The 16,466-nt window shown below is 40.9% G+C and carries 13 protein-coding genes; 5 read left to right on the top strand and 8 right to left on the bottom strand.

The window, feature by feature from the left end; translation table 11 throughout:
• The first annotated feature begins 6 nt into the window (after nt 1–6).
• Both greA and B1F84_RS08605 read left to right on the top strand, forming a co-directional pair.
• On the top strand, nt 7–483 hold the full coding sequence (gene greA, locus B1F84_RS08610; protein ID WP_054201101.1) for a transcription elongation factor GreA: 477 nt from the start codon (nt 7–9) through the stop codon (nt 481–483).
• A gap of 169 nt (nt 484–652) precedes the next feature.
• The gene (locus tag B1F84_RS08605; protein WP_131691182.1) at nt 653–1,711 is read left to right on the top strand and encodes a S66 peptidase family protein; all 1,059 of its coding nucleotides are present in this window, start codon (nt 653–655) and stop codon (nt 1,709–1,711) included.
• A gap of 44 nt (nt 1,712–1,755) precedes the next feature.
• Here B1F84_RS08605 and B1F84_RS08600 read toward each other — a convergent pair whose 3' ends face one another.
• Nucleotides 1,756–2,412, bottom strand: coding sequence for a nitroreductase family protein (locus B1F84_RS08600; protein ID WP_131691181.1), 657 nt, complete (start codon nt 2,410–2,412; stop codon nt 1,756–1,758).
• Between the two features lie 127 nt (nt 2,413–2,539).
• Here B1F84_RS08600 and B1F84_RS08595 point away from each other — a divergent pair, with 127 nt between their 5' ends.
• Entirely contained in the window at nt 2,540–3,481 is a 942-nt protein-coding gene (locus B1F84_RS08595) for a LysR family transcriptional regulator (protein ID WP_165489693.1), read from the top strand.
• Between the two features lie 20 nt (nt 3,482–3,501).
• Here B1F84_RS08595 and B1F84_RS08590 read toward each other — a convergent pair whose 3' ends face one another.
• The 3 genes from B1F84_RS08590 to B1F84_RS08580 all read right to left on the bottom strand — a co-directional run bounded on the left by B1F84_RS08590 (nt 3,502) and on the right by B1F84_RS08580 (nt 8,850).
• On the bottom strand, nt 3,502–4,392 hold the full coding sequence (locus B1F84_RS08590) for a dienelactone hydrolase family protein (RefSeq protein WP_131691179.1): 891 nt from the start codon (nt 4,390–4,392) through the stop codon (nt 3,502–3,504).
• A gap of 129 nt (nt 4,393–4,521) precedes the next feature.
• Entirely contained in the window at nt 4,522–7,674 is a 3,153-nt protein-coding gene (locus B1F84_RS08585) for an efflux RND transporter permease subunit (protein ID WP_131691178.1), read from the bottom strand.
• A gap of 3 nt (nt 7,675–7,677) precedes the next feature.
• Nucleotides 7,678–8,850 (bottom strand): efflux RND transporter periplasmic adaptor subunit, encoded by a 1,173-nt coding sequence (locus B1F84_RS08580; RefSeq protein ID WP_131691177.1) that lies wholly within the window; start codon nt 8,848–8,850, stop codon nt 7,678–7,680.
• 171 nt (nt 8,851–9,021) lie between these two features.
• Here B1F84_RS08580 and B1F84_RS08575 point away from each other — a divergent pair, with 171 nt between their 5' ends.
• Nucleotides 9,022–9,285 carry a YkgJ family cysteine cluster protein gene (locus B1F84_RS08575; RefSeq protein ID WP_041708812.1) on the top strand — a complete coding sequence of 88 codons (264 nt, stop codon included), beginning with the start codon at nt 9,022–9,024 and terminating at the stop codon, nt 9,283–9,285.
• 530 nt (nt 9,286–9,815) lie between these two features.
• On the opposite strand, the gene B1F84_RS08570 is transcribed toward B1F84_RS08575, so the two are convergent.
• The gene (locus B1F84_RS08570; RefSeq protein ID WP_131691176.1) at nt 9,816–11,669 is read right to left on the bottom strand and encodes a TonB-dependent receptor; all 1,854 of its coding nucleotides are present in this window, start codon (nt 11,667–11,669) and stop codon (nt 9,816–9,818) included.
• Nucleotides 11,670–11,871: 202 nt separating this feature from the next.
• On the opposite strand from B1F84_RS08570, the gene B1F84_RS08565 reads away from it, so the two are divergent.
• A complete protein-coding gene (locus B1F84_RS08565; protein ID WP_076918558.1) occupies nt 11,872–12,378 on the top strand; it encodes a peptide-methionine (S)-S-oxide reductase in 507 nt (168 codons plus the stop codon).
• Between the two features lie 103 nt (nt 12,379–12,481).
• Here the strand turns inward: B1F84_RS08565 and B1F84_RS08560 are convergent, their stop codons facing one another.
• The 3 genes from B1F84_RS08560 to B1F84_RS08550 form a co-directional block, all read right to left on the bottom strand.
• Complete coding sequence (locus tag B1F84_RS08560) at nt 12,482–13,033, bottom strand: DUF4136 domain-containing protein (protein ID WP_076918559.1); 552 nt, start codon at nt 13,031–13,033, stop codon at nt 12,482–12,484.
• Nucleotides 13,034–13,138: 105 nt separating this feature from the next.
• Complete coding sequence (locus B1F84_RS08555) at nt 13,139–15,916, bottom strand: ATPase (protein ID WP_131691175.1); 2,778 nt, start codon at nt 15,914–15,916, stop codon at nt 13,139–13,141.
• Nucleotides 15,913–16,461 (bottom strand): hypothetical protein, encoded by a 549-nt coding sequence (locus B1F84_RS08550; protein WP_010388659.1) that lies wholly within the window; start codon nt 16,459–16,461, stop codon nt 15,913–15,915. Before B1F84_RS08550 ends, B1F84_RS08555 begins: the two co-directional genes overlap by 4 nt.
• Nucleotides 16,462–16,466: the final 5 nt, after the last annotated feature.

The raw sequence follows: 16,466 nt of genomic DNA, 5'->3' as shown, positions 1-16,466 counted from the left end.
AAAAGTATGCAATCAATTCCAATGACAGTTCGTGGCGCAAAATTATTGCGCGATGAGCTTAACGAATTAAAAACTGTTACCCGTCCAAAAATTGTATCTGATATTGCTGATGCACGTGAACACGGTGACTTAAAAGAAAATGCTGAGTATCACGCTGCGCGTGAGCAACAGGGTTTTTGTGAAGGCCGTATTCAAGAAATTGAAGCAAAACTTTCAAACATGCAGATGATTGACGTAACAAAGATGCCTAATACAGGCCGAGTGATTTTTGGTACTACAGTAACCATCGTTAATGTTGAAACCGACGCTGAAGTTAAATATCAGATTGTTGGCGATGATGAAGCAGATATTAAAAGTAATTTAATTTCTGTTAATTCACCGATTGCTCGCGGCTTAATTGGCAAACAAGCGGATGACGCTGTGATTATCAAAACGCCAAAGGGTGATGTAGAGTACGAAATCATTGAGGTTGAGTATATTTAATTAGTTAACTCACTTTAACGTTTTATAAAAACCAGTGCTTAGTAATAAGCACTGGTTTTTTTATGCTTGGTTTTTATATTTGGTTTAGAACCGGTTAATTATTATTCATTGTTTGTAAATGTAGGCTATGTTGTTATGGTACTAACCTATTCTTCAATAAGGAAATAGTATGGCAAATATACAGTATCCAGCACCTTTAAAGGTGGGTTCTAAAATCGCCGTGTGTTCTTTATCTGCGGGGATCAAATCAAAATACCATCCACGGTTAGATATCGTCATTAATGGCTTAAAACATCGAGGTTATCAGGTTGTGGAGGGGGAGTTTTTACGGCAAAACGAACCGCGAACTCAGCTTACAGCAAAGCAGCATGCTAAGCAGTTAATGGAGTTTTTATTAGATGATGAAATAGATGCAATTATGCCGCCAATGGGCGGTGAACTAGCAATGGAAATATTGCCGCTGCTTGATTTTAGCGCAATTAAAAATGCCAAACCTAAATGGTTAGTGGGTTATTCAGATGTCAGTACGATTGCTTGTGCACTGACAGCAAAATGTAACTGGGCAACACTGCATAGCGCTAATTTGATTCAATTACACCCTGATGAAAAAGACCCATATTGTTTACAAATATTTGAAAGCCTAAGTTATGAAGCTAACAGTGAGTTTGAGCAAGCCTCCTCGACTTACCATCAACATAGCAAGCCTGATTACGCACAAAACCCGAGTGCATTATTTGATCATAGCGTACCTACCCAGTGGCAGTGTTTAAATTATACCGATAAGCGCAGTATCGAAATGTCAGGGCGGTTGTTTGGTGGGTGTCTTGATACGGTTGGATTATTGTTAGATTCACCATTTTTAGCTTTGCATGAGTTTAAAAAGCATAATGCATCGCAAGGTATTGTGCTTTATTTAGAAAGTGCCGAGCTCACGCCAGCGACCGTTGCACGGTTTTTATTGTCACTTAAATTGGCGGGTATGTTTGATGATATAAACGGGGTGATTATTGGTCGTCATGTGACCTTACAGGGGCAAGATCCAGGGTTTGATTATCGCCAAGGCTTAAATGCCGCTTTTGGCGGGTGTTTATTTCCGGTGATCATAGATGCCGATATTGGCCACATTCCCCCTAATTTAAATTTAATTAATGGTGCATTATGCACTTTTACCGCAGATGTTGAGCATGGCAAAGTGACCAATGCGTCTGTGGTCACAAAACTAGCATAGCAAGATAAGCTGCTCACTTACCAATATGAGTGAGCAGCGATGCCTTATAAAACCTGAATAATTTGTTCTTTGCTTAAACGTGATTTTGGCAATTTAGCATTGTAGTCTTCTTCAGCGTCATGGTAACCCAGCGCAAGTGCTACATCACACACATAGCCGTCTAACTCGTTTGCGAACTCTTCGCCAATCAGTTGTGCATCAACGCCTTCCATAGGAGTGGTATCAATCCCTAAGCGTGCTGCTGCATGCATAGTATTGCCTAAAGCAATGTAGGTTTGTGCTTTGGTCCAGGCGGCATTATTGCCTTGCTCATCGGTATTTAAATCAACAAATGCAAAGGCGCCAAAAGCTTGCTCACGGTTTTCTGTTTGAGTTCGACCATTTTTTATATCAGCATCAATTACTTGGCCATAATTTTCACGGGTGTATTGTGGATTATGAGCAAATAAAATGATGTGCGACGCCGCTTTAATGTGTGGTTGATTAAATTGAAATTTATTAGCAAAGGTACTGTGCATACGCTCTTTTGCGGCTTCAGATTCAATCACAATAAATTTCCAAGGCTGTGAATTAATAGACGAAGGAGAAAGACGCATCGCGTCATATAATACCGCTAAATCGTCTTGAGAAATACGCTTGGAAGCATCGTAACGTTTAGCGGTATGGCGGCTTTCAAGATCGCGAATAATAGGGTGAGTCATCGTCTCTCCATAATAAAAAAGGGTTGATAAACAGTATTTACTGAGTGTATGAGCAGCATAATACAATTTGCTTTATTTAAAATAAACAGCATAATTATTGAATCATTATCAAATAAAAATAGATAATATGCAGATTGATGACTTAAAACTTATTTTAAAAGTAGCTGAGTGTCGAAGCATTACGCTAGCAGCAGCCAAGTTAGATATGCGCACAGCAACGGCCAGTGCTGCTATTAAGCGTGTAGAGTCAGCACTTGGCTGTGAATTATTTATTAGAACAACTCGCCATTTGCGTTTATCCAGTGCAGGGGAGCGATACATCCCCCAATGCGAACAAGCGCTGGCTGTGCTTGAAACGGCAAGGCAAAACCTTAAAGGAGAACATGACGCCATTGAAGGCGAATTACGAGTAGCTACCTCATCTGATTTAGGCCGTAACTTAGTGATCCCTTGGATTGATGACATTATGGATAAGTACCCAAGTGTGAGTTTGCGCACGCACATTAGCGATAGTAATATCGATTTTTTTCGTGATTCGGTTGATATAGCACTGCGTTATGGCTCCCCAAGTGATAGCAGTGTTTATGGGTTTAAAATTTGCAATGTACCGCGACTACTTTGTGCTACGCCAACTTATTTAGCTAAATATGGTGAGCCAGATCACCCGGATGATTTAGCGCAGCATCATGGGTTATTTTATCAGCTGCAAGATATTATCAATAATGTGTGGGAATTTACCGACGGGCAAAAAAAATACAAAGTAAAAATGCAGGGTAGACGAGCTTCAAACGATGGCGATTTAGTCAGACGTTGGTGTGTTGCAGGTAAAGGTTTAGCGGTTAAATCAGCGTTAGATATTGCAGATGACTTATTAAATAAACGCGTTGTTACTGTGATGCCTAACTATCAGCACACCCAAGGTGAGCTTTGGCTCATTTGCCCAAGTAGGCAATCGATTACTCCCGCTGTACGACTATTGCGTGATGTGTGCAGAGAAAAAACCGCTCACTTATTGAATCAGCTAGTAAAGCAGGGGATTGTTGATAAACGTGTATTAATTAACGAGTAACAAATACACGTTTAGTAACGTTAACTTAAATGGTTCTTAAAAAACGCCAAGGTTCGCTGCCAAGCAAGTTCGGCATTTTTTTCATCGTAACGGCCAGTTGAGTCATTGTGGAAACCATGGTTTGCACCTTCATACATATGCATGGTGAACTCAACATTGTTAGCTTTTAAGCTTTGCTCATACTCAGGCCATGTAGCGTTAACCCGTTTATCAAGTTCACCTAATTGAATCATTAACGGCGCTTTTATATTTTTGTGTAAGCTTTCACTTGCAGGTGTGCCATAAAAGGGCACGCCCGCACTCAATAAGTTACTGTCTACTGAGGCTAAATAATTAACAATATAGCCACCAAAACAAAAACCAACGGCGCCTAATTTACCATTACTATTTGGCTGTGCTTTTAAAAAGTGCGCAGCGGCTACAAAATCATTTTGTATTTTAGTGCGATCAAGGGTACGTTGCATGGCTCGACCTTCATCGTCGTTGCCTGGGTAGCCACCCAGTGGGTGCAACGCATCAGGGGCAAAGGCAATAAAGCCGGCTTTAGCCAGTCGCCTTGCAACATCTTTTACATACGGATTTAAGCCGCGATTCTCGTGAATTACTAATACAACAGGTAGCTTGCCTTGTGTATTTTTTGGAACCACTAAATAGCCTTTGCCCGAACCATGGCCATCAGGCGAATCAAATTCTTGGTAAGTGGCTTTTATGTCATCGTCGTTAAATGAGACCTGCTCAGCTTGAGCGTAATTAGGTAATAATGCACCTGTAAGCACCGTCATTGAAAAGCCCAATGCGGCTAAGCCGCCGAGCTTTTTCATAAACGTGCGTCTATCAATTAAACCATGAGCGTATTCGTCATACCAATCAAATGCTTCTTGAGGAATGTGTTCAGACTGAGGGGATGTCATAGTTGTGCCTTATTTTATTATGATTATTTAATACCATAACGTAAAAGGCATAAAAAACGAGCAGTTTAATTTATAAATAAAAAGCTCGGCATAATTATGCCGAGCTTTTTTGGTTGGGATTTTACTGAATTAACTATTGGTCGTTGCTGGTTGGCCATCGACGATAGGGTCTTTACCGCGCCATTTGCGGACCAGACGTTTTGTATCCTCAAGCGCAACATACTGACACGGTATAAGAATAAGCGTTATTACTGTGGCAAACAGCACACCAAAGGCGAGTGATACTGCCATAGGTATTACAATTTTTGCTTGTAAACTGGTTTCCATAATAATCGGCATTACGCCAATAAAAGTAGTGACTGAGGTTAGTAATATCGCTCTAAAACGTCGCGCTCCGGCTTGCATTACCGCTTCTTTTATTGCCACACCTTCTGCACGGGCTTTGTTTACAAAATCCACCATAACAAGTGAATCATTAACCACTATACCGGCCACAGCGATAATGCCGAACATTGATAGCCCGCTCATGGTCATACCTAAAGCCATATGACCGAACATAGCACCCACAACACCAAATGGGATCACCGACATAATGATCAGTGGCTGAGAGTATGAGCGAAGCGGGATGGCCAGTAGCGCAAAAATAATCATTAATGAGATTGCAAAATCACGTAGTTGTTCATTAGCACTTTCCATCTCTTCTTGAATACGCCCAGCAACATTACTTTTTACACCAGGGTAGTTTTTAAGCAGTGCAGGTAAGTAAACATCACGAATTTCTTGTGCAATGGCAAATGGCTCTACTTCGTCACTATTGACCGCAGCCCACACATTGACAGTACGGTTTGAGTTTTCACGTCTGATACTGCTTACGCCGTCAACTAGCTTGACTATAGCTATTTCACTTAAAGAAACTTCAGCGCCCGCAGGGGTGATAATACGCGTATCTTGGATGTTGCTTATTGAGTTACGCTCGCTTTGTGGGTAGCGAATCATTACTTTGATTTCTTCACCTTCACGCAGAATACGCTGTGCTTCAAGACCGTAATAACTAAAGCTTACTTGAGAGGCCACATCAGCAAGGGTTAAGCCCATACTGTAAGCAAGTGGTTTTAAATCAAGTTGTACTTCGTCGGTGGCACTCTGTAGTGAGTCATTTACATCACCCACGCCTTCCATACTTTGTAACTTAGCTTTTAGTTTGCTAGATACTTCTTTTAGCTCGTCGGCATTTTTTCCTTCGAGTCTAAAGCTAACGTCGCCATCATCACGACCACCACCAAAAATACTATCTTGAATGGTGAGAGTTTTAAGCCCCGGTAGCGGCGGCATTTTTTCACGCCACATAGTGCTTAGCTCAAAGGTATCGATTGGGCGTAAGTGAGGCTCTACTAAAATGGCCATAATACTCGCATTAGTACGACCACGCAGACTAACAGACAAATCACGGATCATAGATTGGCCATACTGCTGCTCTAGTTCTTTGTCGACGCTCAGTAATACATTTTCTATTTTACGCGCTGTTTCAAGCGTGGCTTGCTCAGAAGAGGCAAGGTTCATTTCTAGCGATATGCGCGGAAAATCATGCGGAATTTTAGGGTTTGGTACAAATTTAACCATACCACCGGCAAAGAGTCCTGCACTGACAATTAAAATACATAAAAAGCCAATAATCACGGTATAGCGATAATGGATACAACGACCGATAAATGGAGTGTAATAATGTTCAACAAAATGCTTTAAGCCACAATCAACTGCATTACGTAATTTGTGTAATGGATTTTTAGGATTAGGCTTACGCGGGTTCATTGCTGCAATGTGTGCAGGTAAAATTAGTTTTGATTCAATCAATGAAAAAATTAAGCATAAAATAATCACAACGCCAATTGCTTTCGAAAACGCAGCGCTTGGGCCTGAAGCCATTGCTTGAGGTAAAAATGCAGCAATAGTGGTAAGTACACCAAAGGTCGCTGGCATGGCAACACGTTTTACACCACGAATAACGTTGTTAAGTGAGTGCCCATGTTTTTCAATTTCAGCACTGGCCGACTCACCTACTACGATGGCATCATCAACCACAATCCCCAGAACAATAATAAAGGCGAATAAAGACACCATATTAATAGTAATGTCTAAAAAGCCGATAGGCATAAATAAGAATGCCCCTAAGAAAGACACTGGGAGGCCCATCATTACCCAAAACGCTAATCTAAGTGGTAAAAATAGCGCTAATACCAGCATAACTAAAATACCGCCCCACACCATATTATCGACCATCATGTCGAGTCGGCCTTCAAGGTAGTAGGTTAAATCAACGATGGGTGAGAGCTTAACGCCTGCAGGAAGTTGATCGGCTTTGTCGGCTAGGTATTTTTTAAGAACTTTAGCGACAACGGTAATGTCTTGATCTTTTGAGGCATCAACTTCAAACGTTAATGAATTTTTACCATTGTATTTAGAGTAAAGTAGGCCTTCTTCAAAGCCATCATTAATAGTGGCTACATCGCCTAATTTAATTTGAGCACCGTCTGGTAATGTAATTAGCGGTAACTTTTCAAATTCGCCGCCACGATAGGCTTGCTTTTCGACACGCATCGAGATGTAGCCAGTGTCAGAGCGAATTTGCCCCGCCGACATATTAGTAGAAAAGCTTTGTACCGCATTAGATACATCTCTAAACGTGAGTCCGTATTCGCGAAGTTTATCAGGGCTAATTTCAATGCCAATTTCGTAGTCTAAGCCACTGTAAAAATCAACAAGGTTTACGTGAGGAAGGTTTTGTAATTCATCCTTAATATCATTGCCAAGCTCTTTTAATTGGTAATAACTCATATCACCATAAAGCGCGAGTATCATTACTTCCTGTTGAAACTTGTCACGCTGAACAACAGGGCGCTCCATACCTGCAGGAAACGTATTAATTGAATCTACTTGCGCTTTTATTTCATCAAGCGCTTCTTTGGCGTCATATTTTTCTTCAATCTCAACCCAGGCTTGTGCATAGCCTCGGTTAGAATAAGTGATTAAACGCTTTATACCCTCAGTACCTTCGAGGTTTTCTTCAATTTTTATAGTAATGCCTTCTTCCACCTCTTGTGGTGCAGCACCAGGGTAAATAGCTTGTATACTTACCCAGTTACTTTCAAATTGAGGAAAGGCTTGTTTACGAATTGTCAGCGCGGTTAACAACCCGCCAATCAAGACAAAAATCATGATTAGGTTAGCAGCAACGGGGTTACGCGCAAACCACGCAATTAACCCTTTTTCATCAGTTGTGGTCATCGTTTACTCTCCTTTTAACGCAAGTTGAGTAACGTCTGGCTTTGTCACTGTATCTTCTATTTTTACTGCCATTCCTTCGGTTGGGTATTCAAGTGCAGAAGTAATTAGTTGCTCTCCCTCTGCTAAGCCTTGATTTGCGATGACCATGCCATCTTGTTCGCGAATAATATTGAGTGTTTTAAATGACAGAGTTAAATCATCGTTTAGCACTGCAATTTTATTATTTTTAACCAGATGATGAGGGACTACAATAGCGCCATTAACGGCGCGGCCTTCAATAGTAGCGTTAATGTATGAGCCAAAACGAAGTGGCTGAGCCCCTTCATACGGGGTTTGAAGCTGAGCAACCAAATAGCTCATACGGCTTTTCTGATCAATCACACCTTCGCTGCGAACCACTTTAGCCTGCCATGTGGTTTCTTTACCTGCATATTGCGCATTAAACTTAACTGTTGCACCTATGCCACCCTTATTAAGGTATTGCAGCTCTTTATCGGTAACCGGTAGACGCACCTCGGCAACCTCAGTTGAGCTAAGAGAACCAAAGCTATTACCAGGATTAACTACCGAGCCTAAACTAATGCTACGCTCGTTTATAATCGCATCGTAGGGGGCTTTAATATAAGTGCGTTCTAAATTACGTTTAGCACGTTTTACACTCGCTTGTGCTGAGCGATATCGCGCCATTTTTTCGGCTAATTGCGGTTTACGCAAATACAGCGCAGAGGCGGTGATATCACTTGAGTCGGCTTTAATGCGTTCCCATTCGGCTTTAGCAACATGCGCTTGCGCGCGTTCAATTTCGAGTGCTGAGCTTGCTTGGGCAAGGCCTGCCTGAGCTTCAATTAAATCAGCTTCGTAATCATTTGGATCAATTCGTGCTAAAATGTCACCTTGCTTTACAAAGGCACCTTCAACAAATTGTCCTGCAACTGAAATAACTTGGCCACTTACCTGAGCAATTAGCTCAGTACGGTCTTTTGGTTGCACAATACCGTACGATTTCACATCGAGGGTAATTGCATCAAGATGAACTGGTTGTGCTGCAACCAAAGGGCGAGTATCTTGTACTGGTTTTTCTTCTGGTGGTTTTTTCATTGCAGAAAAGCCTGCTGCGAGGCCAATGCCACCAACAAGGACTGCGATAGGAAGTATTATTTGTTTTTTAGTCGCCACAGGGCATCCCTTAATAAATTGTGCTGATGGGCTAATGATACGCAATAAAGTGTTTACAGTGTGTTTGAAGATGTAACAAGTCATTGCACAAAGCGGTTACAAATAGAACGAAGCGCGCTATTTATGTACAAAGCAGCAACAATATAATTGAAATTTATTACTGAGGTTAGAATGAAAACACAATCAATGGCGTGCCGTTTAGGCTGCGGAGCATGTTGTATTGCGCCAAGTATTAGCTCGCCAATACCAGGTATGCCAAACGGTAAAAAGGCCGGAGAACGTTGTATTCAGCTGGATGAGCGTAATTTATGTAAGCTATTTGGTGATGAGTCACGCCCAAAAGTGTGCAGTGATTTTAGCGCCACGTTAGATGTATGCGGAACGACCAATGAACAAGCATTAACGTTAATTACCGAGTTAGAGCAATTAACCTAATTTATTGTATTAAATACACATATATTTACAATTAATATGCTTGAAAAGTGTTGATAACCTGAACTCCGGGTAATAAATCCATCTCAAGCAGCTATTTGCAGCGCTAACTGCGTTGAATTTACTTGCAATAGGCGAGCTTTCGACGCGTAATTTCGCCTTGTTTTCACTAAAAATCTCTAGCTTGAGAAAATAAACATAAATATCATTTTGATTCGATATGTTAGTAAATTTCTTAACCAGAGTTCAGGTTAGACACTGACTTTGTGTTTCTAAAACCCTTACTCAGAGAAGACAATTAAGTATCCACTTAGCATTGTCGCTAGCGTTACCTCATTTACTTCTCATTCAATTCTTTCAGTTCATAATTTTTAAATTATCAATGCACAAAGAGGGCGAAGAGGCCTGCGCTTTTAGAATACTTAGGAAGGGCTGAGAAATGAAGTTTCTGATTCAGCTTTCTACTGGTCTGTTTCTTATTTCAACTTAAAAGATAAGCTCAGCGTGGGGTAAGCCCTCGCTGAGCGATAAAGTTACCAGCTATACGTGGCACTTAGCGTATATTGCTCGCCGCGCCCTGGCGTACCTGGAATTTCTTCAAACGACTCATCCCATAAGTTATCAGCTGCAAGACTAATAAAGAAGTTAGGCAGGGCTGGTGGAGTTATTTTTACCGTCAGCTGAGTAAATAACGCCTCGTCACCTGAACGGCGCAGCGCATTTTTATGTTGTTTACGCCACTCATTATCTACTCGAAACTCTAATATATCCGTTGGGTTCCAAATTGCACCGAGTGTTACACGATGATCAGGAAAATTTAAGGCATAAAAGCTAGCATCAATATTTTCAGCACCGTAGGTTTCTGTTTTATGTAAGTACGCATAGCTGGCAATAATTTCTGCGTTATCAAATTGTTTAGTAGCTAAAAATTCAAGGCCTGTGGTATCAATATCAACCGGCTGTGCAAATCGTGCTGAGCTTGAATCAAAGTTAAATGTCCAATCGGTTAGGTTGTTATCTTTACGATAAAAAAGCGCGGAATTAAGCTGCCAGCTTTGTTGCTCAAGCAATAAGCCCAGCTCTAAGCTTTTGGTGGTTTCACGTTCAAGGTTAGCATTACTTCTAAACAAACCCCCAGACTCACTACCACCAATGGCGGTGTAGCCTGCTACTTGGCTTGTCTCGGCATACGATAAATACAATGTTCGCTCAGTGCCATCGTTATTTTGGGTATTGAAACTAACATCACCAATCAATGATAGCTCAGAATCATCACGACTGGTGTTATCAAATGCAGCCCCTAAACGCACCGTTAGTTGCTGATCGCTTGCAAGCGCAGTCGTGTATTCTGGTAATACACTAAGCTTAAAGTAGTTACGTGAAGTAAAGTTATTTTCAAGGGTAGTGGAGTCAATACTATCTTCTATAAATTGCGCCGAGTAATTAACCGCAACTGACTCTGTTTGCGCATGACGACCCGAAACAACCAATGATTTTACTTGTGTTTCATGAAATGCTTGGAATGCGCTTGGGTTTTCTCTTGAATAAACATAATGGTCGTTATGCTTGCGGTAATAAGCCGATACTTCAAATTCACTGTTGGTTGCATACGCTTGTTTATGGTTTAGCATCCATAATTGAGTTTCTAAGTCTTCGGTTTCATTTACACCAAATGGGGTATAAAGGTTTGGCCAACCAAAAAATTTATCTTGCAAGCCGTAAAATAAATCAGTTTGTGAATCGCTCCCAGTTAACTGCACTCTGCCAGAAGTACGGGTAAAGTCATGATCGCCAAAATCAATTGAACCATCACTTTGTGAGTGCGAATATTCACCTTCAAAACCAATACGCCAATTAGCGTTTGCTTCAAGTGGAGTACTCACACCTGCATGAATTGTTTGTAGGTTGAAGTCATTTGAGCCAGCGCCCAAAGAGACACTGCCACCAGTTGTTATTGGTTTCCAAGCAAATGACACAGTACCTACTGAGCTATTCATGCCATTAAGTGCATTATCGGCTCCGGTTAATACGCTGGCACCCGTTAGCATTTGTGGTGCAATAGGAATTTCTGCAAAGTAGTGACCAGACTGCGGGTCGAGTAGAGTTGCACTGCCGATTCTAAAGCCGGTATTTTCAAAAATACCACCGCGTATCGTTACATCAGCTTGTGCTTCAGCCATATTGCGTGATTGCAAGTCAACACGCGGATCGTACTCTAAATTTGAAATAGGTGAATCAAATGTACCAACAGGTAAGTTATTGGCAGTGGGTGACACTTCAATTGTTATTTGTTCTATGGTTGCTGTTTCTTTACTCTGCTCTGCATAAGCAACAGTTGAAATACTGGCTAGTACGGCCGGTATAATAAGGTGCGGGGCACGATTCATATCATTATTCTCATTTTATGCAATGGCGCTAACAATTAAATACCTATCACTTTTTATCACATGATAAGGTAAGCTCACTAAGCTAGGGTGATTTTGGGCGCTATTGTACATTAATGATAAAAAACTGCATTTGATAATCAAATCTAGCGTTACAAAATAGTAACTCTGCATCCTATAAATTATTTACATTGGTCACTTTATTATGCAAACACAACAATCGAGTCATTCATTAAATCAGCACACACTTTATTTTGCTGGTGGTTGCTTATGGGGCGTGCAAGAATTTATGAAGTATTTACCTGGAGTAGTGACTACTGAGGCGGGGCGTGCCAATGGCACTAGTAACACAACACAAGGTGAATACGATGGCTATGCCGAGTGCGTTAAAGTCATCTTTGATGCCCAAGAAGTGACCTTAAATGAATTAATCGGCTATTTTTTTGAGATTATTGACCCATACAGTATCAATAAACAAGGTAACGATGTAGGCGAAAAATACCGTACCGCCATTTTTAGCCAAGACAGCAATCATTTAAACATCGCCAGAGAGTATATTAGCCAGCGGGATGATGCCAAAAAAATAGCGGTACAAGTAGCGCCACTGACTAATTATGTCCCTAGCGATCCCGAGCATCAAGACCGCTTAACCAATCACCCAGATGATTATTGCCATATCCCAATTGATTTATTGCACAAGTATAAATCGTAAATTTGTTGATGAAATAACGGACGAATCGCGTAATTATTTTAAAAGCTCTCAAAAAACGAAAAAAGCTCACATACTGTGAGCTTTTTTAAATATTAATTAAAACTTACTGCTGCTTTTTCGGCGGGAAGTTGCTTAAAATATTGGCAACTGTTTCTTTAATGGTGGCTTCACGTTGTGATGGGGTTTGTTTTTTCTTTAAACGACCATCTTTAGCACCACGCCAAATTAGTTGGTTTGATTCACGGTCAATAATATCAATCACCAGCGTACCTACTTCGTACTCACGCGCGCTTACATCGTGGTTAAAGCCTGTGCCCCAGTAACCCCAACGTGCGCCGTAGCCTACGTTAAAGCTGTCAACTTCAAGCTCTTTATCTACACTTGCATGGTAATTAACCAGTACATCAGCTTGCGCTACGTCAACCAATTGCATACCTAACTGTTGGCTTAGTTGGTTGTTTACCGCATTGCGAACGCGTTTTTCCATAAGCCCACTGATTTGGTAGTTATTCGTGTCTTTGGTTAGACTCGCGTTTTCTACCCAGGCAAACGTTTTGTAGTTACTAAAGTTTGCTGATTTATCGTAATCCCAATCGGGTGTTTGTGTACAGGCGGTTAGTAATGCCAGTGCTGCGACAATAAATATATGTTTCATTACGTTTGCTCCAATAAAGTGCGTTTGTTTAAACTACCATGGGCGGGGGTAATTTAAAATCTTTAAAATAAGTGTAACTGACTAAGATGAATAGCCAATTAACTATTATTTATGTTCAACCTCAATCCAATCTTTTTCATCTACCCAGTTTTGTGCGCCGTCTTTTACTGAACGAATTGGCACAATATAATCACAACTTATTTGCGGTTTAACCGAGGCAAATATTGGCACAAAGCCAAAGCTCAGGGCAGTTTCTATAATTGCCTTTTGGTTTTGCGGGTCGATATCAGCCGCTTCATCTATGTAAATAGGTATACGGTATAAGTTTTGTTCTTGATCGCTTAATAAATATCGAATAAACAACATGCCACATAACAGCTTAATAGTAATACGCGTACCATTTGAGCCAGCCGAGTCTATTTTTTCAAAGTGCTCGGTTTCACCTGCACGGTTAACCACTTCAAAACGAATATCAAATAAATCAGTTAATGTAAGGCCTGCTTTGTCTGAGGCGAGTTTAATTAAATGATCTTTTGCGTCGTTTACCGCGCTTTCGCTGTAAGGTTCTTGGCTGAGTAAATCCAGGGTATCGCCTTGTTCAAATTGGTTAGAGGTACTGATAATAGTATCAATGCTATCTACCAACATTTTGCGCGGGATAATATTAATTTTAAACGCTTGCAGGTTTGAAATACGATGCTGGCTAATGCCTTTATTAAAGCTATTCATTTCACGGCGTAGGCGATCTAAATCTTCACGTAAGCCTTTAATCGTGGCGGCAACTTCGGTAAGGGCAACGCGACCTTGGCGCTCAACGGCATCACGCTCGTTATCAATGTTATGAAACGCGCTAATAAGTTTTTGGTATTTACTAAACTCATCGTTTTCGTTATCAAACTTGGTGATACCGGCATTATAAATATGCATATAGGTATTACGTACATTTATATCGAAATTACGTAGCTCTTGGCAGTCCTTATTAAAGTGATGAATTAAATCGCTTAAATTATCAAAATCGACTTTTATATCAATCATGTAAGGCGTCACTTTACCACTGTATAAATCTAATGTGTGGTCAATACGCTCGGTTTTAACTTGGCGTAAGCGCTCTGTTTGACGATTAATTTGCGCCTGCTTAGATTTAATTAGTGAGCGTCTATCAGCAATTGAGCCACTGTTTTTTTGAATATCTTGTAGGTAATCGTCAACTTGTTCGCGCTCGGCTAAAAGCTGCTCTTTTAGCATCGCTTGGGCGTCAACCGATTGTTGCATCACTTCAAATTGCTCTAAGCGTTTAAGTGCACTTTCTGCACTCATAAGCTCCTCGTATAGCGCGTCTTTTTCTTTTTGCTTATCTGCAACATTGGCGGCCACTTCGCGCTGTTGTTTAAACTCTTTTAATGATTGCTCAAGCGCGGTTAACTGAGCGCTCAGTTGCTCTTTGTTTTCGCCGCTTTGCATTTGTACTGGTGAGAGCTTTTTAAGTTTAATACTGGCACCGGGTAGGGTGAGTACACCGCCTTTAACATTTTCGCTCAGCTGTGCTAAAAATTCACCAAAGGCGTCTTCGTCATCAATGGTTATATCGCCATTGCTGGTGGTGGCAAAGGAGAGAATGTCGGGGTTTAATAGCCGCGATATTTCTTCTACTTCTTTCAGTGATAAGTCTTCACGCATACGGGTGAATAAATTAAATTCTAAGTTTTTAAGTTGTAACTTTAAGCTTTTAATTTGTTTTTGTGTTTCACCAATACGGTAATCAAGGGTGTGCAGGCTTTGCCCTTGTGCACTCGTAATAGAGTGTGACAACGACTCGTAGTCATTTTTTAACTGCGTTAGGTTACTTTTGAGAGTGGCTTTATTAACCAGCTCAAATTCACTTTTAAGGGCGTTGAAATCTAAAAACCATTGTTCAATTTGAGTTTGCTTGCGCTCTATATCGCGCGATTGTTGCACGTATAGTCCTTGCTTTTGTTCGAACTCGTGCTTTTCGTGCTCAATGTCTTCAAGGGCGATGTTGAGCTCACTAAGCTGCTCTTCTTGGTAAGCATCAAAGTCAATCAGTGCTTGGTCAATCTTCGGCGCATATGCTGCTAGTTTACCTTTAAGCACGGTTTGGTTTTCAAGCATCGATTCAAGGGCAGTTATAGGCTCTTGCATTGATTCTAGCGCTTTTAATTCACGCTTTGCGCGGTTTACTTTATCAAACGACCGACGCCAAACCTCGTAAAAGTCGACCTTAGAATTTGACATATGGCGCTCAAACACACGCAACATAAAACGCTTAACGTCGTTTGCGCCTAATTTATGTAAATTAAGAATACGACGAAATATTTCTTTGTATATTGCAGAGTCTTGAACGTTGTTAAGGGGGATCATTTTTAAATTGATCTCACCGTCAAATTGCGTTGCTCCGCCTGTCAGAAGGGCGTTTAATTCTTGTGCCTTAAGCTCTATTGGGTTGTAACCTTGCTGCTTTAAGTGGTTAAACAGCTTGGTAAACTTAATAATGGTATTGCCTTGGGTGTACTGGGCTAAATCAAGCTTACCTTGATAGCAAAAGTATTGGTGCGCATAACCGGCAATTTTACCTAAGCCAGCAACGCCAATGACGACTGAGCCATGAGGTAAATCGGCTTGCAATAAAATGTACGATTGATCTGATGAAAAATAAAACTTACGGGTTTCATCTAAATCGTGGCCATCCCACTCGGTTAGGCGTAAATCGTTAATTAGCGGAAACTGCAGTGCATTAATTACTGAGCTTTTACCTGTGTTGTTAGGGGCACAAATCGAGCTACTTTTATCCAGTGGGATCACACATTTTGCATAGCCTGCGGTATTTAGTAGGGCGAGTTTACTCAGTCCGTATAAATTTTTCATTGCTCGTCCTCACTAATAAAGGTCTCTTCGTTTACTTCCATTAAGGCATCAATATAGCGGTGAATAGGGGCTTGCAACATAAAGCCACCTTCTACTTCGCGGGCAAGGCCTAAACGTACCATGCGTAAATACACATCTTTTCGTAAGTCAGAACCCGAGAATATCTCAAGCTGATCAAATAAATGTTTATTAAGTTGCACCAAGGTTTGCATGAGCTCTAAATCGTTTGGCTCGTCAAATAATGCGCGCATTGGGTCTTTACCTGTATTGGCAAAATGCTCTATTAAAATGTAAATAGTGAGCGCTACAGCGCGGGAAATCTTACCCATGTTTGGGGTGCTTTCATCGCTGGCAAAATAATAAAAACCACGGCTATCGTGTTTTAACTCGTGGCCTAGTGCTGTAAATAAGGCAGTATAAGCGTCTATTTGTTGGTCAAGCTCTTGCCACATTACGGTGTCTTGTTCGCAAATGTGGTAACCGGCGACTAATTTTTTATTAATGGCTTGTAAGTGAGAAAGCTCATCTAAGTTTATATGGGTCATGGTGA

The organism is Pseudoalteromonas sp. DL-6 (assembly GCF_004328665.1).
Lineage (GTDB): Bacteria > Pseudomonadota > Gammaproteobacteria > Enterobacterales > Alteromonadaceae > Pseudoalteromonas.
Note: the sequence above shows the minus strand (reverse complement) of the source record. Positions and strands in the feature narration are given on the sequence as shown.

Excerpts from the sequence above, each read along its gene's own strand:
- greA (WP_054201101.1), top strand. The coding sequence starts at position 7 with ATGCAATCAATTCCAATGACAGTTCGTGGCGCAAAATTATTGCGCGAT.
- B1F84_RS08605 (WP_131691182.1), top strand. The coding sequence starts at position 653 with ATGGCAAATATACAGTATCCAGCACCTTTAAAGGTGGGTTCTAAAATC.
- B1F84_RS08600 (WP_131691181.1), bottom strand. The coding sequence starts at position 2,412 with ATGACTCACCCTATTATTCGCGATCTTGAAAGCCGCCATACCGCTAAA.
- B1F84_RS08595 (WP_165489693.1), top strand. The coding sequence starts at position 2,540 with ATGCAGATTGATGACTTAAAACTTATTTTAAAAGTAGCTGAGTGTCGA.
- B1F84_RS08590 (WP_131691179.1), bottom strand. The coding sequence starts at position 4,392 with ATGACATCCCCTCAGTCTGAACACATTCCTCAAGAAGCATTTGATTGG.
- B1F84_RS08585 (WP_131691178.1), bottom strand. The coding sequence starts at position 7,674 with ATGACCACAACTGATGAAAAAGGGTTAATTGCGTGGTTTGCGCGTAAC.
- B1F84_RS08575 (WP_041708812.1), top strand. The coding sequence starts at position 9,022 with ATGAAAACACAATCAATGGCGTGCCGTTTAGGCTGCGGAGCATGTTGT.
- B1F84_RS08570 (WP_131691176.1), bottom strand. The coding sequence starts at position 11,669 with ATGAATCGTGCCCCGCACCTTATTATACCGGCCGTACTAGCCAGTATT.
- B1F84_RS08565 (WP_076918558.1), top strand. The coding sequence starts at position 11,872 with ATGCAAACACAACAATCGAGTCATTCATTAAATCAGCACACACTTTAT.
- B1F84_RS08560 (WP_076918559.1), bottom strand. The coding sequence starts at position 13,033 with ATGAAACATATATTTATTGTCGCAGCACTGGCATTACTAACCGCCTGT.
- B1F84_RS08555 (WP_131691175.1), bottom strand. The coding sequence starts at position 15,916 with ATGAAAAATTTATACGGACTGAGTAAACTCGCCCTACTAAATACCGCA.
- B1F84_RS08550 (WP_010388659.1), bottom strand. The coding sequence starts at position 16,461 with ATGACCCATATAAACTTAGATGAGCTTTCTCACTTACAAGCCATTAAT.